This window comes from Nocardiopsis coralli (assembly GCF_014892575.1).
GTDB classification, from domain to species: Bacteria; Actinomycetota; Actinomycetes; order Streptosporangiales; family Streptosporangiaceae; genus Nocardiopsis; species Nocardiopsis coralli.
Genome location: NZ_JADBGI010000013.1, coordinates 74,495 through 96,225 on the forward strand (window position 1 = coordinate 74,495; position 21,731 = coordinate 96,225).

A 21,731-nucleotide genomic window follows, 5' to 3' on the forward strand; every position below is an offset into this window, starting at 1 on the left:
CTCGCCTTATTCCGTCGACACGCCCATCGCCCGAGCGAGCGCGACCGCGATGACCTCGATGATGCCGGGGACGTAGAAGACGATCCCGATGAAGATCGCCAGGATGATGAACTGCGCGAACCGCGTGATCTCCCGCGTGAACAGGAAGAACACCGCCACGATCGAGACGATCACGAGGAAGAGGGGACCGAAGAAGCCGCGCAGGAAGTCGGCCAGGCCGCCGGTGTCGGGCGCGTTCTCGTTGGTGTTGGTCTCCACCGCGAGATTGAGGAGTTCAGCGCCGCCGGCGTGCAGGGCGTCCGTTGTGGAAGACAGCAGGGGGAGCATGTCAGGCGCCGCCCCCCGGTGTCGACTCTGGTGTCAGCATGTTCTTCTCGTCTCCTTGCCTACCGTCCCCGTCATTCGCCGTACGAACGCGGGGAACCCTGGATGTCGCGCACGTGCCACTCGCCGCCGGAGTCGACGACGGTCACCAGGTAGTCCTGGGTCAGCTGTCCGGTCTCGCTCCCGTCGGGGGCCGGGAGGGTCCACTCGACCGTGGCGGCCACCCTGCGGACGTCCTCCTCACCGGACGTTGACTGGGATGGCACCGTGATCTCGGACAGTTCGGCGAATTCCAGGCTATTGGCCGGAAGCGGCGTGATCGAGGCGTCGGCCTCCACGTAACGGTCGAGATGTCCGGGTTCCTGCGCGTAGGCCTCGAAGAACCCCGGCAGGACACTCTGGAGTTCCTGTGCGGCGGCGTCGTCGGTCTCGAAGGAGGCGCCGGGCGGAAGCTCGGCCCGGGTGGGTGCGCCCAGCAGCGCGGGGCGGCCGGAGACGACGAGGGAGTCGCCGTCGGAGTAGACGGGGACCTCCAGGCTCATGGGCTCGTCGTTGACGTCGGCGCGGACCACGACCATCGCGTTGTTCTCGTTCTCGACGTCGACGGCGAAGACGGTGAGGTTCTCGGCGGCGAGGCTCTCGGCGGGGAGCTCGAGGTCGGCGGCCTGCCCCTCGGGCACGTACGCGGCCAGGGCCTCCAGACGCTCTTCTCCGGACTCCTCGGTGTTGAGGTAGACCTCGGCGAAGCGCAGGCCGAACGCGGCGGCCGCGGTCTCGGGGTAGTCGACCGTCTCGGCCTGTTCGGGTGCGTCGTCGGCGGCGGGCAGTGCGAACCCTCCGCGGAGGGGGATCATGATGCCGTTGACGATGACGACGGCGATGAAGACCCACAGGACCACACGTCCGGCGCCGACGAGCCATCGCCCGCCGGCCCACCGGCCCGGCGGTTTGGTGGACGGTTCGTCGAAGCCGTCGTCGAACCCGGTCTCCTCCGCCCGGTCCTGCACGGCGGTGCCGCGCCGTGCGCCCTTCGCCATCCCCGCCTCCTCACTGAACGTCGTCGCCGCGACGCCTCTGCGACGCCGCTGGGTTGTCCGTGCTTTGTCGCCACGTTGCCGTCGGGGCTTCGCCAAGGTCTTGTCTACCCCATCCCTATAGTGAGGCATTGTGCGGGTTGGGAGAGCCCTTGACGGCTCCGCGTTTCCCCTAGTTCAGCGCATTGCACGCACCGAACAATCATCCCAAAAGGTGCGGTGGGCACTTCCTCCACATGAATCGCTCCAGCGGGGTGAGAAGGGTGACCCAATTATGGTTCGTCCGGAAAGCCATTAGTCACCTGCCGGTCAGGGAGATCTGGCTTGCCCGGGGGTGAGGACTGATTCCCCAATGGAACTCAGTTCCGATTCAGTTCCCTCGCGGGACCCCCGGCGCCGCGTCCCGCGTCGTTACCGTGAGGCCATGGCGAACGTGCCCGAGCGGATGCGCCCGCCGCGGGAAGAGGGCTGGTTCGCCGACGACCTCGACCCCCTTCCCGAGGCTCCCGCGCACACCGAGCTCATCGACGGAATGCTCGTGTTCAGAGCACGCCCCAGCGCTCGTGGCACGCGCGCGTGGTCACCACCCTGACGAGCGCGCTCATGCGGCAGGTTCCGCAGGACCACGAGGTCGAGCGCGAGATGACGGTGCGCCTCGACGAACGCAACCGCCCCGAACCGGATGTGCTCGTCACCCGGAGCACCTTCGACCCGGACCGCACATGGCACGCGCCCGAGGACGTCGTGCTCGTGGTCGAGGTCGTCTCCCCCGAGTCCGAGCACCGCGACCGCACGGTGAAACTGCGCAAGTACGCCGAGGCCGGGATCCCGCACTACTGGAGTGTGGAGGACGAGGGCTCGGCCCCGGTGGTGCACGTGTACGAGCTCGACCGGCCGACGGGGCTGTACGTGCCGACGGGGATCGTGCGCGGACGGCTCGAGCTCGGCGTTCCGTTCCGGGTCGGGATCGATCTGGACGCCCTGGTGCCGCGCCGGGCGGAGTGAGTGTCGCAGCCGCGGGCTAGGGTCCCGCCCATGGATCACCGATTCTCACTTCTGACCCTGGGCGTGCGGGACGTGGCCCGGTCCGCGGAGTTCTACGAGGCGGTCGGGTTCGAACGCCGGCACGACCTCGGCGCCATCGTCTTCCTGCCGACCACCGGACCGGCGCTGGCGCTGTACGGCTGGGACGACCTGGCCGCGGACGTGGGCTTGCCGCCGGGGCAGGGGCCGGGGCCTGGGACTGGATCCGGGCCGGGTTCGCCGGCGGAGGCGCCCGCGTTCCGGGGCGTGACCATGGCCGTCAACCTCGACTCCCCCGGCGACGTGGATGCGATGTTCGAGCGGTGGGTGGCGGCAGGTGCGACCGGGGTGCGCGAGCCCGTGGCCAAGGGATGGGGCGGGTACTCCGGGTACGTCGCCGACCCCGACGGGCACCTGTGGGAGTTCGCGCACAACCCGTCGACCGAGCACATGCGCATCACCCCCGAGGGACGGTTCGAGCTGACCCACCCGGACGACCGACCGGCGGGGCGCCTCCCAAGCGGCTGAAGGCGGGGCGGCCCCCTGGCCCTCTCCGCCGGCCGACCGCCGGGGCGCCTCTCGGAAAGCTGACCGGTGGGCGGCTCCCGGACGACCGACCGCCGGGGCTCCGCCTTCACCGGTCCCGAGGCTGCCCCGAGTCGGAGGCCGATCCGGAGACCGACGAATTGCCGTTGCCGCTGAGTGCACCACCAGCTCAGCGGCCACCGTTGTGCGCGCGGCCGGACCGCGCACCGGGCCGCCCACGCCCCTCCCGGCCTCGCGCCTCGGACATGGGATACACCACTCGGCCCTGCGATCGCGCCGTGCCCAGGGCGCGTGTGGCCGGGTTCCGCGCCCCCGCCCACCCCGGGGCTACAGACCAGGTGTAAACAATGATTACCCTGGAAGTTCGGGGGCCGTCGAGCGCCGGGTGTCGGGATTGTACGACGCCGATCGTTTGTTGAGGAGCACGGACGTGCTGCCCCTCGCCCCGGGCGAGGCGGATCACCCGGAACGAACGCGGCCCCGTGGCGGGCGCGATGCCCGTGATGGCGCACCGCCGGCCGGTCGACGGGCACCCGAGGCGGCAAGGCGGCACTGCCCGCGGCCTGCCAGGACATCCGCACCGGCGGCAGGCACCGACCCGATCCACCATCCACCGGCCCGGTCGTGCCGCCGGACGCCATCGCAGCCACCGAAGCCGTCGAAGACCACAAGGCCCTCCGAGAGCTCGAGCCCTGGGGACCCATACGCGGAAAGGCGATTCATTTGACCAAGAGAGCCGTCGACCCCTCCTCCGACACTCGGGACCGGGAGGAGCCGGAGAGAACGGGCGAGGCGACCTCGGCCCCTGCGCCGATCAACCGCAACCTGGTCTTATCGGTCCTGGTCCTGGGCGCCTTCGTCATCATCCTCAACCAGACGCTGCTGAACACGGCCCTGCCCGCGTTCATGACGGACTTCGGCATCACCGCGAACTCGGCGCAGTGGGTGACGACGGTCTTCATGCTGGTCAACGGGATCATGATCCCGACCACGGCGTTCCTGATCCAGAAGTTCACCACACGCGCGCTGTTCCTGACGGCGATGGGCCTGTTCTCGGTCGGGACCATCCTGTGTGCGCTGGCCCCGACGTTCGCCGTGCTTCTCGCCGGACGGGTCGTTCAGGCCGCCGGTGGTGGGATCATCATCCCTCTCATGCAGACCATCCTGTTCGCGATCTTCCCGCGTAACAAGCGCGGTACCGCGATGGGAACGTTCGGCCTGGTCATCGCCTTCGCACCGGCGGTCGGGCCGAGCCTGTCCGGCTGGATCGTGGACAGCTTCCCGTGGCAGACGCTGTTCTGGATGATGCTCCCGATCTCCGTGATCGCCATGCTGGTCGGCTACTTCATCCTCGCCAACGTCACCGAGCGCACCTTCCCGCGCCTGGACAGCCTGTCGATCATCCTGTCCTCGGTCGCCTTCGGCGGTCTGCTCTACGGCTTCAGCGCCGGTGGCAACGCAGGGTGGGGAAGCCCTGAGGTCCTGCTGCCCCTGATCGTCGGTGTCGTGGTCCTGGCCGTGTTCGTCCGGCGCCAGTTGAAGCTCGACGAGCCGATGCTCGAGTTCCGGACCCTCAAGAACCCGATGTTCACGCTCAACACCGTGCTGGGCATGTGCGTCTTCATCTCGATGATCGGCGGGATGATCATGATCCCGCTGTACATGCAGAACATGAACGACTTCTCGGCGATGGAGGCGGGCCTGGCCCTGCTGCCGGGTGCCGCGCTCATGGGCATCATGTCCCCGGTGACCGGGATCATCTACGACCGGTTCGGGGCCAAGTGGCTCGCCGTCGTCGGGTTCACCCTGCTCACGGTGACGACGTTCATGCTCGCGGGTCTGACCCCGGAGACGTCCTTCACCTACATCGCGGCGGTGAACACCGGACGCATGCTGGGCACGGCGATGATCATCATGCCGGTGACCACGGCGGCGCTCAACCAGCTCCCGCAGCGGCTGATCCCCCACGGGACGGCGCTGAACAACACCATGCGCCAGATCGCCGCCTCCGTCGGAACCGCCCTTCTGGTCACGGTCATGACGAGCGCTGCCCTGGACCCGGCGGAGCACGGCGTGGAGGGACTCGTCCACGGGGTGAACGTCGCCTTCGTCGTCGCCGGGGTGATCGGGGCCCTCGGCATCGTGGGTGCCTTCTTCATCAAGGAGCGCAAGCAGGGGGACGGCGCCGCGGAGGAGACCGAGGACGACGCCATCGCCTCCGCGCGTACCCACCACAACAACGAACAGATCTGACACCGGTCCGGTGCACCGGGGCGGGGCCGGTCTCCGGTGCACCGAACGGGTCAGGCCCGCGGAACCGCTCAGCTCGACGGGGGCGAGGTCGGCGCGGCCGGCGCGGAGATGGTCGTCCCGCAGTACCGCACGTTCGAGACCCGACGGGCCGGGGTGGGACACGTCACACGCGCCCGGCTACGCTGTCCGGATGATCCCCCGACGTCCCCTCCCCCGCCTGCTGTTGACCGCGTTCGCCGCCCTGTGCCTGGTGCACCTGACCGTCCAGGTCACCGGCCCCGCGGAGTGGTCGCGCCCCACGCAGGGCCTGCTCATGCCGGTCCTTGCCGCGCTGGTGGTGTCCGCCGTCCCGCGCCCCTACGACCGGCTCACGTGGCTGGTGTTGGCGGCGCTCGCGTTCTCGTGGCTGGGCGACACCGTGCCCGTGCTCGCCGACGGTGACACCGCGATGCTGGTGCTCATCGGGTTCTTCCTGGTCGCCCAGGTCGTCTACGCGATCGCGTTCTGGCCGCTGCGGGGCGAGAGCATCCTGCACCGCCGGCGCGGGCTGGTCGTGGTGTACGCGCTCGTGGTCGGCGTGCTGGTCGGGGTGTGTCTGCCGGGCGCCGGGCCGCTCGTGGTGCCGGCGGTGCTGTACGGGGTCGTGCTCGGGACGATGGCGGTCCTGGCCACGGGGGTGCACCGGCTCGCTGCTGTGGGGGCGGTGCTGTTCGTGTTCTCGGACGCGCTCATCGCCCTGCGTGCGTTCGTGCCCGTCTTCGACCTGCCCCACGACGGGGTGTGGGTGATGGCGACCTACACCGCGGCGCAGGTGCTCATCGTGCTGGGGGTCCTGGCCCGGAAGGACGGGGAGCGGATCGGAACCCCGGGGCCCCTGCCGCACGGAGAACCCGCCCGGGAGCAACCGGAACGCATGTGAGTGGGCCGTGCCCGTGGAAGGGGCCGAAGGGCACGGCCCGGTGGCGGCCTGTGGTCACCGTCCTCGGCGTGACCGAGGTGTGGGGACCGTGCCCATGAAAGGGGTTCGATGGGCACGGCCCCCGTACTGCGCGGACGCCCGCTCAGTGCGCTTTCGAGGAGCGCACTGCACACGTTGAGCATAGAGGGGGACGACCCTCCGTGACCGGCGAACGGAGAATCTCAGCGGAAAAATCTTCCGAGAGGATGGCCGTCAGTAGTGGTCACGGGGCGGACCAAAGCGTCGACGAGCCTGTTGATGCAGATCCGTGCGGTCGTTCTTGAGCCAGGGCTTGCAGTGCTCCCGACGGTGGAGCTCGACGACGAGCCTCCTCAACCGTCCTCCGCCTCGTCCGGCCTCGTGAGCTCGCGCTCGGACATCGCAGACCTACTCAGCGCGTTCTCGTAGGCGGCCAGAAGTAGGCGCGCGTTGGCCGGGGACCGGAGGAGGTAGGCGCCTTCCACGCGCGCTTCGCATTCGCCTGAGGACAGCAGAACCGCGTTCCCGTGCTCGGAGACGATCTCGATCGCATCGTGGTCGTCGTTGACCTGCTGAATCAGGAGGAGCAGGGTTCTGCGGGCCTCGCTCGCGGTGATGATCATGCCTTCCCCATCTCCAAAAGAGTCGTACTGCTCATGGCACAACTCCTGGCCGACTGCGGCCGGGCCATGGACATGGGAAGGGCCGTGCACGGAAACCGGCGGGCACGGCCACGGAAGGTCCGACCGTCCCTCGGGGTGTGCGCCCCGAGGGACGGTCGGCGGCCGACGTGTGTGCGACGCACACGCCGACCGGTGTGCAGCGCACGCGGCGGTGCGACCGCCTCCCGCAGGAGGGCGCCCGGTCCCGGTTGTCGAGAACCCGCGGGGGGAGCCGCGAGGGTCCGTGCCCATCGGAGGGGTGAGGGACACGGCCCCGGCCGGGGCGCAGGCGTTCAGGAGGAGGTCGGCGACCATGGTGCCCCGTAACGCTGCACACCGTGATCGTACAGTCACGAGAGAGCCGCTTGCGCAGAAAACAGAGAAACTCTGTAACCGAACCCGGTCCCGGTCGCGCAGGTCGACGCCCCGGAAGCACCGTCGAGCGCCGACCACGGCATGCGCGAACGCCCGGGATCAGCGGTCGGTCATCGATTGCCGTGAAAGCCACCACGGACCTGTTCGGATGCTCGCCGTCTCGTACACGGGTGGATTCCGACGCGGCATCATGGTCGTCGCGGCGGCAGACACCAGGCGCGACGCGTCGGTCACGGGCGGCTCGCCGCAGCGCTGTCGCAGGCGTCCGGTCGTGCGGAGGAGGGCGGCCCCGGTAGGGCCGAAGGGCTACGGTCGGACGGTCCCCGCGTTCCACGGATCGACCAGGTCGATGCCGGTGTGCGCGAAGTCCTTGACGTTTCTCGTCGCACAAGTCGCGTCGTGTGCCCTGCAGATCGCGGCGATCTGTGCGTCAGCCGTGCTGATCGGCAGCCCGACGGCCTCTCTCGCGACGAAGATCTCCGCGTAGCGCTCGGCGGCGGCAGCATCGAAAGCGAGCACGGCCCTGGTCTGCCGGTACGGCTCGACCGCTGCTTCGATGCGTGAGCGCAGCTCCCTCTTGCGCCGGCCGTCCGGGAGGCGCCCCACCCCGGCCAGCAACTCCGCGAAGGTCACGGAAGTGATGGCGACGTCCCCGGTGAGGGACTCGAGCCACGCCACGACGCCGACGTCGGGATCCGGCCGGAACAGTTCGGAGATGACATTGGTGTCCAGGACGATCACTCGAACTCCACCGCACGCGCGTCGTCGTTCCGCTCCGGAACCGGAAGGTCGTCGACACCGCCCACGTCCTGTGCTGCCCGCATGAGCGCCAGGCCGATGTGCGGCCTGCACGTCGCCTTCGTGAGGATGTCACGGACCTCCGCCTCCATGGAACGCCCATGCTCCGCCGCTTGTGCGGCAAGCTGCTCCTTGACCGCTTCGTCGAGCCCTCGCACGATGATGGACGCCATTCGGGACCACCTCCCCCGGGTTGCTATCACTCACGATAGCACTCTGCGGTGGCAGCATCGAAAGCGAGCACGGCCCTGGTCTGCCGGTACGGATCGACCGCTGCTTCACACCAACTTGCTGGTAGACGTGCCCAGCTCGCTGGTACAGTTCTTGGTCGCCCTGCTTTCCGATCGGATGGAGAGAACCGGTGAGGAACCCCGACGCCATCGCGTGACCCGCGCTGATGTCGACGCTCCCCCACACCTGGAGCATCGCGCAGCGCCCCGCGCTGATCCGTCGATGCTCCTCTCCTCCCAGAGTTCCTCGCAGGCAGGTAGGCATTGCTCCGCGGTCAGCGCATCCGTGCACACGACCGCAGGAGGCACCATGCCAGCTCTCACCTTCGACCATCTGACGTTCACGTGGCCCGACGGGACAGTCGCTCTCGACGACCTCTCCGGAGCTTTCGGCCCGGGACGCACGGGGCTCATCGGCAGCAACGGGTCCGGCAAGACCACTCTTCTACGGCTCGCGACCGGTGAGCTGTCCCCGACATCAGGGCACATCACCGCCGACGGAGACGTCGCCCATCTGCCCCAGAAACTCCCCCTCGACGCGGGTGCCCGCGTGGTCGATCTGCTCGGGGCCGGCCGCGCGGTCGATGCCGTGCGCGCCATCGCCGACGGCGAGGTCGACCCCGCGCGGTTCGACGAGGTCGGCGATGACTGGGACATCGAAGCGCGCTGCCAGGCGGTCCTCGCGGAAGCGGGTCTGGGCCCGGACATGCTCGAGCGCACCGTCGGAGAGCTCTCCGGAGGCGAGGCGATGCTCGTCGCGCTGGCGGGGATCCGGCGGCGAGGCGCGGCGATCACGCTGCTCGATGAGCCGACGAACAACCTCGACCGCGACGCGCGCGCCATGGTGTATCAGCTCGTGAGGTCTTGGCACGGGACCCTCGTGGTCGTCTCCCACGACGTGGAGCTGCTCGAGCTCATGGACAGCACCGCGGAGCTGTACGGGAACGCTCTGACGACGTTCGGCGGACCGTTCTCCCAGTGGCGCGCCTGGCTCGAGACGGAGCAGGAGGCCGCGCGACAGGCAGCCACCGATGCCAAGAAGGGATGGGCAAAAGAGAAACGCCAGCGCATCGAGGCCGAGACGAAGCTGGCTCGCAGAGCCCGCTACGCGAAGACGGACTACGAGAACAAGCGCCGCCCGCGAGTGATCATGAAGCTCCGGGCACGCGAGGCCCAGATCTCGGCAGGCAAGCTGCGCGGCGAGGTCCAGCAGAAGGAGGACGACGCCCGCAGCACACTGGATGCCGCCGAGGACCGAGTGCGCGAGGACACCGCGGTGCGCATAGACCTGCCGGACCCGGCCGTCGCGTCCTCCCGACGGATCGCGGAGCTCGGCGACGGCAGACGCACCTGGATCGTGCAGGGGCCCGAACGCATCGCCCTGACGGGCCCGAACGGCTCGGGCAAGACAAGCCTGTTGCGCGCTCTGCTCGGCGACACACAAGAGGACGCCGAGTTCGATCCGATCGCTGACGTCCGCGCTGCCTCGACGCTGCACACCGATCGTGTCGGATACCTGCCCCAGCGGATCGACGACCTCGACACGGACGAATCAGCGTTCGACATCGTGAACTCGGCTGCTTCCAGCACACCGGATCGCGAACTCACGAACAGGCTCGCCCGCTTCCAGATCCGCGGTGATGCCGCCCACCGTCCCGTGGGCACCCTCTCCGGCGGGGAACGCTTCCGGGTCGCACTGGCCAGGTTGCTGCTGGCCGAGCCACCGCCCCAGGTGTTGATGCTCGACGAGCCGACGAACAACCTCGACCTCGAGACCCGCGATCAACTGCTGGACGCCCTGCAGTCCTATCGCGGAGCGGTGCTCATCGTCAGCCACGACCACACATTCCTGCGCGAACTCGATCTCGACCTCGTGCTCGAGCTCCGCAACGACGCCTTGACCGAACGACGGATCGACGAGGGCGGACACGGCCGGCGGCCAGACCTGTGACGGTCGACGGCGATCTCGGTCGAACGGGGGCGGCGGGTGCTCCGCCGCCCCCGTGCACGGTCACACGTTGAAGCGGAACTCCACGACGTCGCCGTCGGCCATCACGTACTCCTTGCCCTCGATGCGGACCTTGCCGCCCGAGCGCGCGGTCTGCATGTCGCCGGCCGCCACGAGGTCGTCGAAGGAGACCACCTCGGCCTTGATGAAGCCCCGCTGGAAGTCGGTGTGGATGACCCCGGCGGCCTCCGGCGCGGTGGCGCCCTGCTTGATGGTCCAGGCGCGGGCCTCCTTGGGCCCCGCCGTCAGGTAGGTCTGCAGGCCCAGGGTGCTGAACCCGACGCGGGCGAGCTGGGCGAGGCCGGACTCGGTCTGGCCGAGGGACTCCAGCAGCTCCTGCGCCTCGTCCTCGTCGAGTTCGGCGAGCTCGGCCTCGATCTTGGCGTCGAGGAAGATCGCCTCGGCGGGCGCGACGAGCTCCTGCAGGCGGGCGCGCAGCTTCTCGTCGGCGAGCTCGTCGCTGTCGAGGTTGAACACGTAGATGAACGGCTTGACGGTGAGCAGGTTGAGCTCACGCAGCCGCTCGAGGTCCACGCCCTCGGCCACGGAGAGCGAGGTGCCCTCGTCCAGGACCTTCTGGGCGTCGCGGGCGGCCTGCAGGGTCTCCTGGGCGACCTTGTCCTTGGCGTTGCGCTTGGCTTCCTTCTCCAGGCGCGGGACGGCCTTCTCCAGGGTCTGGAGGTCGGCGAGGATCAACTCGGTGTTGATGGTCTCGATGTCGCGGGAGGGCTCGATGTCGCCGTCGACGTGGGTGACGTCGGCGTCCTCGAAGGCCCGGATGACCTGGCAGATGGCGTCGCTCTCGCGGATGTTGGCGAGGAACTTGTTGCCGAGGCCCTCACCGGTGGAGGCGCCGCGCACGATGCCCGCGATGTCGACGAAGTCGACGGTCGCCGGGATGACCTTGGCCGAGCCGAAGATCTCCGCCAGCGTGCCGAGCCGGGTATCGGGCACACCCACGACCCCGACGTTGGGCTCGATGGTCGCGAACGGATAGTTCGCGGCCAGAGCGTCGTTCTTGGTCAGTGCGTTGAAGAGGGTGGACTTGCCGACGTTGGGCAGGCCGACGATCCCGATTGTCAGACTCACAGGTCCTGAGTCTATGCGGAGCGCCGGGGCGGCCGATCCGTCGTGCTGGCCGGGCCCGGCCGATCCCCGAAACCGCATGCGCCCCGACGGCCACACGCAGTAAGTTCGATGCGTGTTGTCGAGGCACAGCCGCGAACGGGGGGAGGGACTCGCGGGCCGGTCCGCCGGCCTGTGAGGGGTGCGACACCGTAGGGGGAGGTGGCCCGGCCGCCGTTCCCCGGCCGTCGAGGGGGGTCACGGTCGACGGTGCGGACCCGGAGCCCTGGCCGCGGCGCCGTTTCTGGGGGGAACACTGTGGTCACCGACCAATTGCGTGCGCTCGTGCGCCGTTATCCGCTCGTGCGTTTCGCCACTCAGCGCCTGCGGACCCGTCTGCCGCGCCGGTTCGGGGGGCTGGACGCGTCCCGTCTGCCCCCGTGGTCGCGCCGTCTCACTCTGGACCTACCGAGGCCGGAGGGGTGGCCGGAGGCGGGCCCGGACCGTCTGGACCTGGAGCTTCCCGGTGACCTGACGGTGCCGCGCCGGTTGGCGGGGTTCGGTCTGGCCCAGCACGAGCCGGCGAGCCTGGCCTGTTTCCTCGCGGCGGTCGAGCACGCCGAGCCGGGTGCGGTGCTCGACGTCGGCTCCGGCGTGGGGGTGTACGCGGCGCTGGCCGCGGCCAGGTCTCGGCGTGCGGTCTTCGCGTTCGAGCCGACCCCGGAGCTGGCTTCGGCGGCACGGACGGTCTCGGGCTCGGGCGGCCTGGGGTTCACGGTGGTGGGCACCGCGGTCGGCAACTACAACGGGACGGCCCGGTTGCGGCGGTCCTCGCACAACGACATGTGCAACGCGACGGTGTCGGGGGCCACGCGCGCCGACCTGACGCACACCCAGGTTCCGGTCGTGTCCCTGTCGCGGTGGGTCGAGGAGGCCGCGGCCCGTCCGCGTGTGCTCACGGTCGACACCGCGGGTTCGGAACCGGACGTGGTCGCGGGGGCGCTGGAGGTACTGCGCCGCCACCGGCCGTGGGTGCTGGTGAAGGTGCGTCCCGACCGCGGGTTGGAGGAGCGCCTGATGGCCCTGCTGGAACCCCTCGAGTACTGGTGGTACCCGGTGAACGACGAGGTGCCCCCGTCCCGGCGCGAGCTGATCTCGGCCCGGGAGTCGCCCTCGTGGGAACGCATGTGGCTGCTGGCCCCGCACGAGCCGCGCCCGGAGTACTGGGGGTCGGTGCTGGCCTGGCGGTCGGCGCTGGCGGGCTGCCTGCCGGTCCCGGGGCCGGGCTCGCGGAACTGAGGACGCAGACCTGCCAAGGATCTTGCTACCAGAGCCAATATCAGCGCTGAAGTCGGCTCTGGTAGCAAGATCCCCGCCGGGGGGGCCGTCCGGCAGCGCGGGGCGCCCCGCGCTGCCGGACGGCCCCGCCGGCGGGGATCTTGCTACCAGCCCCAATATCAGCGCTGAAGTCGGCTCTGGTAGCAAGATCCCCGCCGGCGGGGCCGTCCGGCAGCGCGGGGCGCCCCGCGGCTGACACCATGGGGCGCCATGGACGGTCTCGCACTCTTGCTCACGCTCCTCGTCGGTCTGGCCGTCGGCGCGGCCCTGGGGTGGTTGCTGGCGCGCTCGCGCGACGCCGGTTCCCGGGCCGAGGCGCAGGCCGCCCGTGAACGCGCCGAGTACATGGAGGAGCAGCTCGCCGAACGGTTCCGGTCCCTGTCCGTGCAGGCGTTGGACCAGACCAACCAGCGGTTCATGGAACTGGCGGAGGGCCGGCTGCGTGCGGTCAACGCGGAGGCCGGCGGTGAGCTGGACGAGCGGCGCCGGGCGGTGGAGCGCATGGTCGAGCCGCTGACCGAGACCCTGTCGCGGGTCGAGCGCCAGCTGCGGGAGGCGGACGCGGGGCGGGTCTCGGCCCACGCGGAGCTGGCCAAGCAGGTCGAGCTGGTGCGCGAGGGTTCGGACCGGCTGCGCGACCAGACACGTTCGCTGGTGACGGCGCTGCGCCGGCCGGAGGCACGCGGCCGGTGGGGCGAGGTGCAGTTGCGCCGGGTCGCGGAGCTGGCCGGGATGGATCCCCACTGCGACTTCGACGAGCAGGCGAGCACGCCGGACGGGTCGCAGCGGCCGGACATGGTGGTGCGTCTGGCCGGCGGCAAGAACATCGTGGTGGACGCGAAGGTGCCGCTGTCGGCCTACCTCGACGCGGTGGAGTCGGAGCAGGGTTCCGATCGGGACACCGGGTTGCGGGCGCACGCCAAGCAGCTGCGCACGCACGTGGACCAGCTCGCGGGCAAGTCGTACTGGGCCTCGTTCAGCCCGGCGCCGGAGTTCGTGGTGCTGTTCATCCCGGGTGAGGCGTTCCTGGCCCCGGCGTTGGGGCAGGACCCGGGGCTGTTGGAGCACGCGATGGCGCGCCGGGTGCACATCGCGACCCCCACGACGCTGATCTCGTTGCTGCGCACGGCCCAGTACGCGTGGCAGCAGGAGGCGTTGAGCGAGAACGCACGTGAGGTCTTCGACCTGGGCAAGCAGCTGCACCAGCGGTTGTCGACGCTGGGCGGGCACGTGGACGGCCTGGGCAAGGCGTTGAACCGGACGGTGGCGGCCTACAACCAGACGGTGGGGTCGTTGGAGAGCCGGGTGCTGGTGACGGCGCGGCGGTTCGAGGAGCTGGGGCTGGTCGACGCGGACCTGGAACGGCCGCCGGGGGTGGAGGAGAGCCCGCGTGCGCTGTCCTCTCCGGAGCTGGTCGAGGGTGTGCACATCGGTGGCGACGGTATTCAGCACGCCCACAACGGGAACACCGGCCTGACCTGATTAGTCCGTTTTCCCCTTATCGACACTTCTCACTGCTTATAGACGCTTCTTTCCGGAACTCGTCGGGAACCTTCCGGAACCAGGAGGGACGAAGTCGGTGTCCAAGCCCTGGAAGGCGTGTTCGGCGCGGAAGGGGCAAGTGGACAAAAGGGCGACACGATCCCCGGAAAAGACACCGAACACTCACGAGAAGTGACACACTAAACACTGTGAGTAACACACTTGGGAGGCGCACGGCCATGCCCCCGCGCAAGAAAGAAGGCCCGGAGCCCGGCGAGGCTCCGTACTTCGTGCGGACGAAGGCGCAGGAACGGGGCACGGCCGCAGCGCAGAAGACTCAGCGACGCACCGAACGCCCCGCCCGGGCCGACCGCCCCGCGTCCAAGGCCCGACGCCCCGCGAAGCAGCCGGAGCAGCGCACGGCCGGTACGCCGAGGCTGACCGGCCGCGGCGGGGTCCTCCTCATCGCCCTGGTCAGCTTCGCGGGCACGATGATCGCGCACGCCGGATCCTGGCCGGCCGTCCCCGGGATCGCCTTCACCGCGGCCTGCCTGCTGACCGCCGCGATGGTGCGCCCGCCCGACCTGCTGTCACTGTCGGTGAGCCCGCCCATCGCGTTCTTCGTGTCGGTCGTGGCCGCCGAGAGCGTGCTCGCGCTCGGCAACGAGGGGTTCGCCCGGGTCCTGGTGCTCGGCCTGGCCTCCCGCCTGGCCGAGGTCGCCCCGTACCTGTTCCTGGGCACCGCGCTGGTGCTGGTCATCGCGGTCTTCCGCGGCCTGCCCGGCAACCTGCGCGACCTGGGCGACGAGCTCAACGGCCGCCGCTGACCCGGGCCGCACGGCCCGGGTTCAGAACGGCGTCGGGCTTCCGTTGCCCTCACCCTCGGAACCGTCCCGGCCCTCCTCGCGCTCGTCCATCGCGGCGGCCAGCTTGGCGCGGGCGCCCTCCAGCCACTGCTCGCACACGCGCGCGAGCTCCTCACCCCGCTCCCAGAGCGCCAGCGAGTCCTTCAGGCTCAGCCCTCCGGACTCCAACTGGCGCACCACGTTGTTGAGCTCCTCGCGGCTCTCCTCGTAGCTCATCTCCGGTTCGTCGGCGGTGCCGTTACCGGCCCCGTTCCCTGCGGTGTTCCCGGCGTCGGCGTCCTGGCTCACGGGTTCTCCCCCTCGGTGGTTTCGGCGGGCACGGGGTCGTCGCCCCCGGTGGTGTCGGTGTCGGCCGGTGCGGAGGAGGTCTCCCCGACGGCCTCGATCTCGGTGACGGTCGCGCGCAGGCTGTCCTCGGTCAGGCGCACCCGGAGTTCCTCGCCCTCGCTCAGGTCGGACGCGGAGCGCACCACGGCACCGTCCTCGCGCTGCACGATCGCGTACCCGCGGGCCAGGGTCGTGGCGGGCGAGAGCGCGTGCAGGCGGGCGCGCGTGTGGCCGAGGCCCTCGCCGGCGCGGTCCAGGGAGATGGTGAGGCTGCGGCGGGCACGGTCGCGCAGTTCCACGACCTGTTCGGTGAGCCGGTCGACCTCACGGACCGGATCGGCCAGCGCCGGGCGCGAACGCACGCTGCGCAGCCAGGAGAACTCGCGCTCCAGCCCGCCCCGGACCACACGCCGGCCCCGGTCGCGGAGCTGGCGCACGATCTCCAACTGTTCGCCCACGTCGGGGATCGTGCGTTTGGCGGCGTCGGTGGGGGTGGAAGCACGCACGTCGGCGACGTGGTCGAGCAGGGGTGCGTCCTGTTCGTGGCCGATGGCGCTGACGACGGGGGTGGTGGAGGCGGCCACGGCGCGCACGAGCGCCTCGTCGGAGAAGGGCAGGAGGTCCTCCAGGGAGCCGCCGCCGCGGGCGATGACGATGACGTCGACCTCGGGGTGGGCGTCGAGCTCCTGGAGGGACTCCATCACCTCGCGGACGGCGCGTTCGCCCTGGACGGCGGCGGGGCGCACCTCGAAGCGCACGGCGGGCCAGCGGCGTCGGCCGTTCTCCAACACGTCGCGTTCGGCGGCGGAGTCGCGCCCGCACACGAGCCCGACGGTGTTGGGCAGGAACGGGAGCGGGCGCTTGCGGGCGGCGTCGAAGACCCCCTCGGCGGTGAGGGTGCGGCGGAGCTGTTCCAGGCGGGCGAGGAGCTCTCCCAGGCCGACGTGGCGGATCTCCAGGGCACGCAGGGAGAAGCGGCCGCGGGGCTCGTAGAAGTCGGGTTTGGCGTGCACGACCACGCGCGCGCCCGGTTCGGGGGGCGGGCTCTGCGCGTCGAGCACGGAGGTGGCGCAGACGACGTTGGCGGAGACGTTGGCGACCGGGTCGCGGAGGGTGATGTAGGCCATGCGGCCGCGCCGGTTCAGCTCGGCGATCTGGCCCTCGACCCAGATCCGGCCCAGGCGGCCGATCCACTGGCCGACGGCGTTCAGGACGACGCGGACCGGCTGCGGCGCCTCGGCGGAGCTCTCCATTCCCATGTCAGGGACCCTAGGCGAAACCGGTGACAGTTCCGACCGCGGCGAGCAGGCGGGCGCGCATGCGGGACACGGGCACCCCCGGACACGCCACGGGCCCGACCGTGCGCTCGGGTTCTGGCGCTGGTCGGGCCCGGTGGTGCGGCGTGGTGCGGCGGGACCCTGCGGGGTGCTGCGGGTCCCCGCGCGCTCCGGCGGTGTGCCGGTGTCAGCTCGGGGCTCGGGGCTCAGTCCTCGGCCTGGAGCTTGGCGATGCGGTTGTCGTACATCTGACACCGACACTCTGCCGACCTGCGAGGCCATACCAAGACCGCTTATGAGCTGGGATTTTTCCCTTCACCGCCATTCGACGCTACGCAGCATTTTTCGCCCGCGTGTGCGCCGGATGTGCGCCCACAAGACGGCCCCGTACCGGTGACTCCACCACCAGCCGGGGCCTTGAACGGACGCAGGAGGTCCGAACCATGCATCACATTACAGACCCGGCCCCGCCCGTCCTCGTGATCGAGGCAGTCCTCCCGGCGACCGTGGCACGACTCGAACGCCCCGCCACCGACCAGCGGCCGTACACGATCGTCGTCGTGCCCGTGGCCGTTCAGGGGGTGGAGCTGTGAGCGTCCCCTCCCACGGTCTGGCCGCTGACATCCTCGCCGTCCTCGACCAGCACGGCCACCACTGCCCCGACGACCAAGCCCGGGGCGCGGCAATCATCCTCCTCGGTGACGTCCTCGACGCCTACCAAGGCCGCATCAACAGTGCCCGGATGGTCCGGGAGGAGCACCAGCACGGCGCGGAGGGTGCCGAATGAAGCGCGGAAGTGTGGTCGCCTGGTTGGCGTTCGCCACCGGCGCCGTCGTGTCCATCGGCGCGAACGTGCTCCACGCCCTCGACGGCGACGGGCCGACCGACTTCGGTCGCCTGGTTGCCGCCGGATGGGCGCCTGTCGCGCTGCTTCTGGTCGCCGAACTGGTGGCCCGTGCACGGCAGTCCGGCCCCTGGTGGATCATCACGCTTCGGTGGTCCGGCACCGCCGTGGTGGCCGCTGTGGCCGCGATCGTGTCCTACGGGCACATGCGGGACCTGTTGTTGTCCTACGGAGAAACCGCGTTGGTCGCCCACCTGTTGCCGCTGTCGGTGGACGGTCTGCTGTTGGTCGCGTCGTTGGCGCTCGCGTCCCCGGACGGCATAGACCAGCAGCACGCGCACGGCGAGAGCGAGAAGATGCAGGTCAACAGCAACGTGATTACTAGTGACGTTGCCCGTGGAGGGCGCGACCCGTGGCTGGTCAACGAGTCGGCGCCTGCCGCGCGCGATGATGATGAGAAACAGCAGGTCAGCCCTACCGTCGTTAATGCCGACGGTTCCGCCCGTGGTGCCGACCCCGTGACCGTCACAACCGCGCACGGCGGCGACACCAGAGAGCAGGCACGGCATGCCTACCGTGCCGCCCTCAACAAGGGAGTGCCGCCGACCGGCAAGGAGCTTGCCGCCCGGTTCGGACGGTCCGAGTCGTGGGGGCGAACCCGGATCCGGGAGTGCCGCGCCGCCTGACCACACCAGGGGTCGGCCCCGTGCCGGCCCCTGGTTCCTGATGCGCCCCTGCGAAGACGACGGGCCCTGCCTACTCTGGGAGTTGCGAGCAACCAGGAAGGCAGGGCCGACATGGCTGAGGATATCTCCATCGGGGACACCCTCCGAGACCTACGCGCCGAACGGGACCTCACACAGGAAGGGTTGGCAGAGGCCGCACGGCTGCACGTCAACACCGTCCGCAAGATCGAACAGGGCGGCACTGGGTCGATGGAGACCTACCACCGACTTGCCCGGGTACTCGGAACAACCACGGGGCGCCTGGTCGCTGGACAGCCCGCACGTCGACAGAACCACGGCGACGACAACAAGGTGTCCTTGCTGGACATGCGCCGCGCCATCACACCCCCCGTGGGGCTCGACGGTCACGCCGCCCTACCCGACGAAGAACCCGACCTCGCCGACCTACGGGGCGCCGCCGAATCGTTCGCCCGCTCCTACCACTCGGACCGGTACCGGGACATGGCCACCCTCGTTCCCCGCCTGGTCACCTCTGCGCACGCCGCCGTCAACCACTACGCCCACACCCCCCAGCAAGCCGACGCCCACCGGGTGCGGTCCGAGATCCTCCAACTCGCCGGGCGCTACCTCACCCAGGTTCGCGCCTACGACCTCGCACAGACCGCGCTCACCGACGCCGTGCGCGACGCCGCCACCGGCGAGGACCGGCTGAATGCTGCCGCCTCGATCATCGGGCAGGCGTGGGTGCTCCTGCGGCAAGGGCGCCTCGACGAAGCCCAAGAGCTTGCCGCCGGCACCGCCGACCAAGTCGAACCGCGCATGAGCCGCGCGTCCGGCGAGGAGCTTGCCGCGTGGGGTTGGTTGCTACTTCGGGCCTCTGCCGCTGCGGCACGCAACAACCGGCCCGACGAAGCACGCGAGGCCATCACCCTCGCCCGTACCGCCGGCGTCGCACTGGGCGGCGAGGTCACCCACCGGTTGCGCGGGTGGGTCTCGTTCGGCCCCACCACCGTCGAGCTCAAAGCGATCGAGAACGAAGCGATCGCTGACCGCCCCGACCGTGTGCTGTCCATGTCCAAGCCGCTCACGCAAGGCTCCTCGACCTCCGACAACTGGAACCGCCACATGTTGGACGTGGCCAAGGCACACGCGCGCATGCGACACGACCAGGAAGCCACACACGTCCTGTCCGGGCTGGTGCGCGCTTCGCCCCAGTGGCTCTCACACCAACGGCTCGCCGCCGACACGTTCGCCGAGGTTCGAGCCCGACGCAAGCGCGCGTTGACCTCCGAACAGCGCAAGCTCGCCGCCCTGTTCGCCGAGTAGAGCAGGGCAAGTACCACGGGGCGTGGTAGTCGCCGGGCACCCCGGTTGGAACTACCACGTCCCGTGTCTGTCACTGCCGCCACACCTTCCGTAGCTTCGTGCTCACTCCAACAACCGAGGTGAGCAGATGATGACGGACCAACGGGCGGAAGACCGCGCGGCGCTGCACGGGCACCCCTCAGCTATCGAGGTCATCGCGGCCGACTACCCGGCATGGGACATCAGCCGCGAACCCCACGCCGGCCCCTGGTGCGCCACGCGCGGCGAGACCCGTCTGAGTGCCGACACCCCCGCCGGTCTCCTCGTGCGCGTGGAAGAGCAGGAACTCGCCCGGCTCCAAGCCGCCCACGCCCACCAGTGGCGCATATGGCGCACCCCCAACTACTGGATGGCCAACGCCCGCGTACCCGGGATCGAACCGACGTTGATGGAACCGACCCCCGGCGCGCTGGAAGCGAAGATGCTCAACCCCGGGCCTCACATCGCCCCGCCCTACCCCGAGTAGGCGAACAGCTCCCGCGCCTCGGGGTCCATGTACACACGGGGATGTGCACTGGTCGACACCCCCGGGGCGCGGGTCTTCACCCGCACACACCCCACTCGACCAACCGGCGCCAACCAGCGTCGAGACCAGCCTCCCGCACCCACCCCCGAGCCGCAGCCTTACGACGGTTGACCGGGTGCGCAGGCACACCGAAACGTTCCGATGCCGGCATCGACCAGCCGCGCGCGTGCATCCACGCCCGGTACCGGCCTTGGTGGTGCCACACCACGTGGTCGCCGTCGAGGAGCTCGGGCGGCACCGGTAGCCCTTCCACCACCGGCGCCGCCATCGCGGCCGCACGGGCACGCCGGCGGGCGCTCACTCGGCGCTCTCCGCGATGCGCCACCCCAACGCCGCCATCGCTTTCGGGGTCAACCCGAGCGCTTCACTCGCGTAGCGGGCTTCCTGCGCCATCCACGCGGACGCCTCACCCGCCAAAATCGCGGACTCATACACCACCAGCACCGCCACCGTTCCGCGCGCGGTGTCATCCCACTGGGTCGCCTGCGGCGACTGCCACAGCTCCCGCCATCGTGTCGCCTCAGCAACCGTCCACTCACGCCCCGGCGGCATGGGCGGCACCGGAAGGTCACACCCGGCCGGAGGTAGGTCGACCAGCGCCGACCGCGCCCCCGTTGCGACCGGGCGCCGATGGGCCCGGCTGTGCGGCTTGGCCGCGTTCTTCACCGGCATCTGTCACTCTCCGTTGTCGAATGGGCGGGATCGTTGAGGTTGGCTGGTACCGGCACCAGGCGGAGCCCTCCCCGGCGACCTTTCGTGGATCTCCGGAAGGGGGTCATCCCCCTGGTGTCGTCGGAGGTCACGGGCGCGGGATGAACGTGTCTCCGAAGGTGTCGATCTCCTCGCCGTGTTCGTTGATCTCGCGAATGCTCTTCCTGCGCGCCTGCGCTCGGATCAGCTCGGCAGTCTCGACGTCGCGCGCGTAGAACACGCCGTCGCGGAAGACCACAGTCCGCCCGTCGCCAGGACTGCTCAGCTTCACCGTGTACGCGCCGCTGTCCCTGCCGACGGCGGATGGTCCGAGCTTGAACCTCGCCACGATCTCCGGCGCGTCAGGGACCTCGCCGCTGCTGCGCGCTCCTGTTTCCGCAGCCTTTGCGACAGCGTCGGCATCGGCGTGGACCTGGGCGGTGGTGGTGTGGCGGTGGTCTTCCTCGAACCGGGTCAGGACCTGGGTCAGGCATTCGGCGTAGCCCCCTGCCTGTAGGGCAAGGCTGGGACGCACCCCCCGTAGCCCTCGTTGGTGTGTCTCACGCCGTAGGGCCTCGTGCTCCCCGTGGGCCTGTGCGCGGGCGAGGGCGAACCGGCGCCACGCGGTGAGGGTGTCCTCCTCGCTGCCTCCGGTAGCGGCCTTCTCGAACTCCTGCCATGTGGTGGCGACGTGGGGGTGCACCTGGTCGTAGAACCGTATGACGCGCTCCTGCCAATAGCTGGTGAGGGCGTTCTCCCGGGCGAACTCAACAGCGGCGCGGGCCTTCTGTGCCGCTTCTCGGGCGGCCCGGTACTTGCGTTCGATCTTGTCGGCTTCGGCTTGCAGGTGGTCGGGGTCGTGCTGTTCAGCGGTCTTCGTGGTCGCCATCGTTCTTCTCCTCGTTCTTGCGGGTGTGGTCGGTGATGGTGAGCCCGAACGTGGTCAGGGTCCGGGAGCGGGAGTAAGCGGATGATTCGCCGGGGTCGATCTCTCCGGCGGGGCCGCGCGGCCGGTGGCCGCGCGCGTAGTACCAGCGTCCGAGTTCGTAGCGGTCAGCCATAGTTGTTCCTCCTT

25 protein-coding genes are annotated in these 21,731 nt (G+C 70.0%); 14 read left to right on the forward strand and 11 right to left on the reverse strand.

Going from position 1 to position 21,731, the window contains the following annotated elements; all coding sequences use genetic code 11:
- Window positions 1-6: 6 nt before the first annotated feature.
- Window positions 7-327, reverse strand: coding sequence for a hypothetical protein (locus IDM40_RS15890; RefSeq protein ID WP_193122786.1), 321 nt, complete (start codon window positions 325-327; stop codon window positions 7-9).
- Window positions 328-398: 71 nt separating this feature from the next.
- A complete protein-coding gene (locus IDM40_RS15895; protein WP_193122787.1) occupies window positions 399-1,361 on the reverse strand; it encodes a conjugal transfer protein in 963 nt (320 codons plus the stop codon).
- Between the two features lie 421 nt (window positions 1,362-1,782).
- Here IDM40_RS15895 and IDM40_RS28835 point away from each other — a divergent pair, with 421 nt between their 5' ends.
- The 5 genes from IDM40_RS28835 (at window position 1,783) to IDM40_RS15915 (ending at window position 6,099) form a co-directional block, all read left to right on the forward strand.
- Window positions 1,783-1,950 carry a hypothetical protein gene (locus IDM40_RS28835; protein ID WP_328807035.1) on the forward strand — a complete coding sequence of 56 codons (168 nt, stop codon included), beginning with the start codon at window positions 1,783-1,785 and terminating at the stop codon, window positions 1,948-1,950.
- Complete coding sequence (locus IDM40_RS15900) at window positions 1,935-2,363, forward strand: Uma2 family endonuclease (protein WP_328807036.1); 429 nt, start codon at window positions 1,935-1,937, stop codon at window positions 2,361-2,363. Before IDM40_RS28835 ends, IDM40_RS15900 begins: the two co-directional genes overlap by 16 nt.
- A gap of 30 nt (window positions 2,364-2,393) precedes the next feature.
- Window positions 2,394-2,909 carry a VOC family protein gene (locus IDM40_RS15905; protein WP_193122788.1) on the forward strand — a complete coding sequence of 172 codons (516 nt, stop codon included), beginning with the start codon at window positions 2,394-2,396 and terminating at the stop codon, window positions 2,907-2,909.
- 741 nt (window positions 2,910-3,650) lie between these two features.
- On the forward strand, window positions 3,651-5,180 hold the full coding sequence (locus tag IDM40_RS15910; protein WP_193122789.1) for an MDR family MFS transporter: 1,530 nt from the start codon (window positions 3,651-3,653) through the stop codon (window positions 5,178-5,180).
- A gap of 190 nt (window positions 5,181-5,370) precedes the next feature.
- Window positions 5,371-6,099, forward strand: coding sequence for a lysoplasmalogenase (locus IDM40_RS15915; protein WP_193122790.1), 729 nt, complete (start codon window positions 5,371-5,373; stop codon window positions 6,097-6,099).
- A gap of 371 nt (window positions 6,100-6,470) precedes the next feature.
- On the opposite strand, the gene IDM40_RS15920 is transcribed toward IDM40_RS15915, so the two are convergent.
- The 3 genes from IDM40_RS15920 to IDM40_RS15930 all read right to left on the reverse strand — a co-directional run bounded on the left by IDM40_RS15920 (window position 6,471) and on the right by IDM40_RS15930 (window position 8,125).
- Window positions 6,471-6,740: a type II toxin-antitoxin system Phd/YefM family antitoxin gene (locus tag IDM40_RS15920; protein ID WP_193122791.1), complete on the reverse strand. Its 270-nt coding sequence runs from the start codon at window positions 6,738-6,740 to the stop codon at window positions 6,471-6,473.
- A 720-nt stretch (window positions 6,741-7,460) separates the two neighbouring features.
- Window positions 7,461-7,895, reverse strand: coding sequence for a type II toxin-antitoxin system VapC family toxin (locus IDM40_RS15925; RefSeq protein ID WP_193122792.1), 435 nt, complete (start codon window positions 7,893-7,895; stop codon window positions 7,461-7,463).
- Window positions 7,892-8,125 carry a FitA-like ribbon-helix-helix domain-containing protein gene (locus IDM40_RS15930; protein WP_193122793.1) on the reverse strand — a complete coding sequence of 78 codons (234 nt, stop codon included), beginning with the start codon at window positions 8,123-8,125 and terminating at the stop codon, window positions 7,892-7,894. The genes IDM40_RS15925 and IDM40_RS15930 overlap by 4 nt, the downstream gene beginning before the upstream one ends.
- A 367-nt stretch (window positions 8,126-8,492) precedes the next feature.
- Here IDM40_RS15930 and IDM40_RS15935 point away from each other — a divergent pair, with 367 nt between their 5' ends.
- Entirely contained in the window at window positions 8,493-10,133 is a 1,641-nt protein-coding gene (locus IDM40_RS15935) for an ABC-F family ATP-binding cassette domain-containing protein (RefSeq protein ID WP_193122794.1), read from the forward strand.
- Window positions 10,134-10,193: 60 nt separating this feature from the next.
- On the opposite strand, the gene ychF is transcribed toward IDM40_RS15935, so the two are convergent.
- Entirely contained in the window at window positions 10,194-11,279 is a 1,086-nt protein-coding gene (gene ychF / locus IDM40_RS15940; protein WP_193122795.1) for a redox-regulated ATPase YchF, read from the reverse strand.
- 294 nt (window positions 11,280-11,573) lie between these two features.
- On the opposite strand from ychF, the gene IDM40_RS15945 reads away from it, so the two are divergent.
- The 3 genes from IDM40_RS15945 to IDM40_RS15955 all read left to right on the forward strand — a co-directional run bounded on the left by IDM40_RS15945 (window position 11,574) and on the right by IDM40_RS15955 (window position 14,902).
- Complete coding sequence (locus tag IDM40_RS15945) at window positions 11,574-12,554, forward strand: FkbM family methyltransferase (RefSeq protein ID WP_193122796.1); 981 nt, start codon at window positions 11,574-11,576, stop codon at window positions 12,552-12,554.
- A gap of 249 nt (window positions 12,555-12,803) precedes the next feature.
- On the forward strand, window positions 12,804-14,075 hold the full coding sequence (locus IDM40_RS15950) for a DNA recombination protein RmuC (RefSeq protein WP_193122797.1): 1,272 nt from the start codon (window positions 12,804-12,806) through the stop codon (window positions 14,073-14,075).
- A 239-nt stretch (window positions 14,076-14,314) separates the two neighbouring features.
- On the forward strand, window positions 14,315-14,902 hold the full coding sequence (locus tag IDM40_RS15955) for a DUF6542 domain-containing protein (RefSeq protein WP_193122874.1): 588 nt from the start codon (window positions 14,315-14,317) through the stop codon (window positions 14,900-14,902).
- A gap of 21 nt (window positions 14,903-14,923) precedes the next feature.
- On the opposite strand, the gene IDM40_RS15960 is transcribed toward IDM40_RS15955, so the two are convergent.
- On the reverse strand, window positions 14,924-15,229 hold the full coding sequence (locus tag IDM40_RS15960) for an exodeoxyribonuclease VII small subunit (protein ID WP_193122798.1): 306 nt from the start codon (window positions 15,227-15,229) through the stop codon (window positions 14,924-14,926).
- On the reverse strand, window positions 15,226-16,527 hold the full coding sequence (xseA, locus tag IDM40_RS15965) for an exodeoxyribonuclease VII large subunit (RefSeq protein ID WP_235997649.1): 1,302 nt from the start codon (window positions 16,525-16,527) through the stop codon (window positions 15,226-15,228). Before xseA ends, IDM40_RS15960 begins: the two co-directional genes overlap by 4 nt.
- 461 nt (window positions 16,528-16,988) lie before the next feature.
- Here xseA and IDM40_RS15970 point away from each other — a divergent pair, with 461 nt between their 5' ends.
- The 5 genes from IDM40_RS15970 (at window position 16,989) to IDM40_RS15990 (ending at window position 19,906) form a co-directional block, all read left to right on the forward strand.
- The gene (locus IDM40_RS15970) at window positions 16,989-17,138 is read left to right on the forward strand and encodes a hypothetical protein (RefSeq protein ID WP_017615771.1); all 150 of its coding nucleotides are present in this window, start codon (window positions 16,989-16,991) and stop codon (window positions 17,136-17,138) included.
- Complete coding sequence (locus IDM40_RS15975) at window positions 17,135-17,332, forward strand: hypothetical protein (protein WP_193122799.1); 198 nt, start codon at window positions 17,135-17,137, stop codon at window positions 17,330-17,332. Before IDM40_RS15970 ends, IDM40_RS15975 begins: the two co-directional genes overlap by 4 nt.
- Before the next feature lie 11 nt (window positions 17,333-17,343).
- A complete protein-coding gene (locus tag IDM40_RS28665; protein ID WP_193122800.1) occupies window positions 17,344-18,075 on the forward strand; it encodes a DUF2637 domain-containing protein in 732 nt (243 codons plus the stop codon).
- Between the two features lie 111 nt (window positions 18,076-18,186).
- Entirely contained in the window at window positions 18,187-19,401 is a 1,215-nt protein-coding gene (locus IDM40_RS15985; RefSeq protein ID WP_193122801.1) for a helix-turn-helix domain-containing protein, read from the forward strand.
- Window positions 19,402-19,531: 130 nt separating this feature from the next.
- Window positions 19,532-19,906 (forward strand): hypothetical protein, encoded by a 375-nt coding sequence (locus IDM40_RS15990; protein WP_235997650.1) that lies wholly within the window; start codon window positions 19,532-19,534, stop codon window positions 19,904-19,906.
- 357 nt (window positions 19,907-20,263) lie between these two features.
- Here the strand turns inward: IDM40_RS15990 and IDM40_RS15995 are convergent, their stop codons facing one another.
- From IDM40_RS15995 to IDM40_RS16005, 3 genes are all read right to left on the reverse strand, one after another.
- Entirely contained in the window at window positions 20,264-20,638 is a 375-nt protein-coding gene (locus IDM40_RS15995) for a phage terminase small subunit (protein ID WP_235997651.1), read from the reverse strand.
- A 127-nt stretch (window positions 20,639-20,765) separates the two neighbouring features.
- Entirely contained in the window at window positions 20,766-21,545 is a 780-nt protein-coding gene (locus IDM40_RS16000; RefSeq protein WP_193122803.1) for a hypothetical protein, read from the reverse strand.
- Window positions 21,523-21,717, reverse strand: coding sequence for a hypothetical protein (locus tag IDM40_RS16005; RefSeq protein WP_193122804.1), 195 nt, complete (start codon window positions 21,715-21,717; stop codon window positions 21,523-21,525). The genes IDM40_RS16000 and IDM40_RS16005 overlap by 23 nt, the downstream gene beginning before the upstream one ends.
- Window positions 21,718-21,731: the final 14 nt, after the last annotated feature.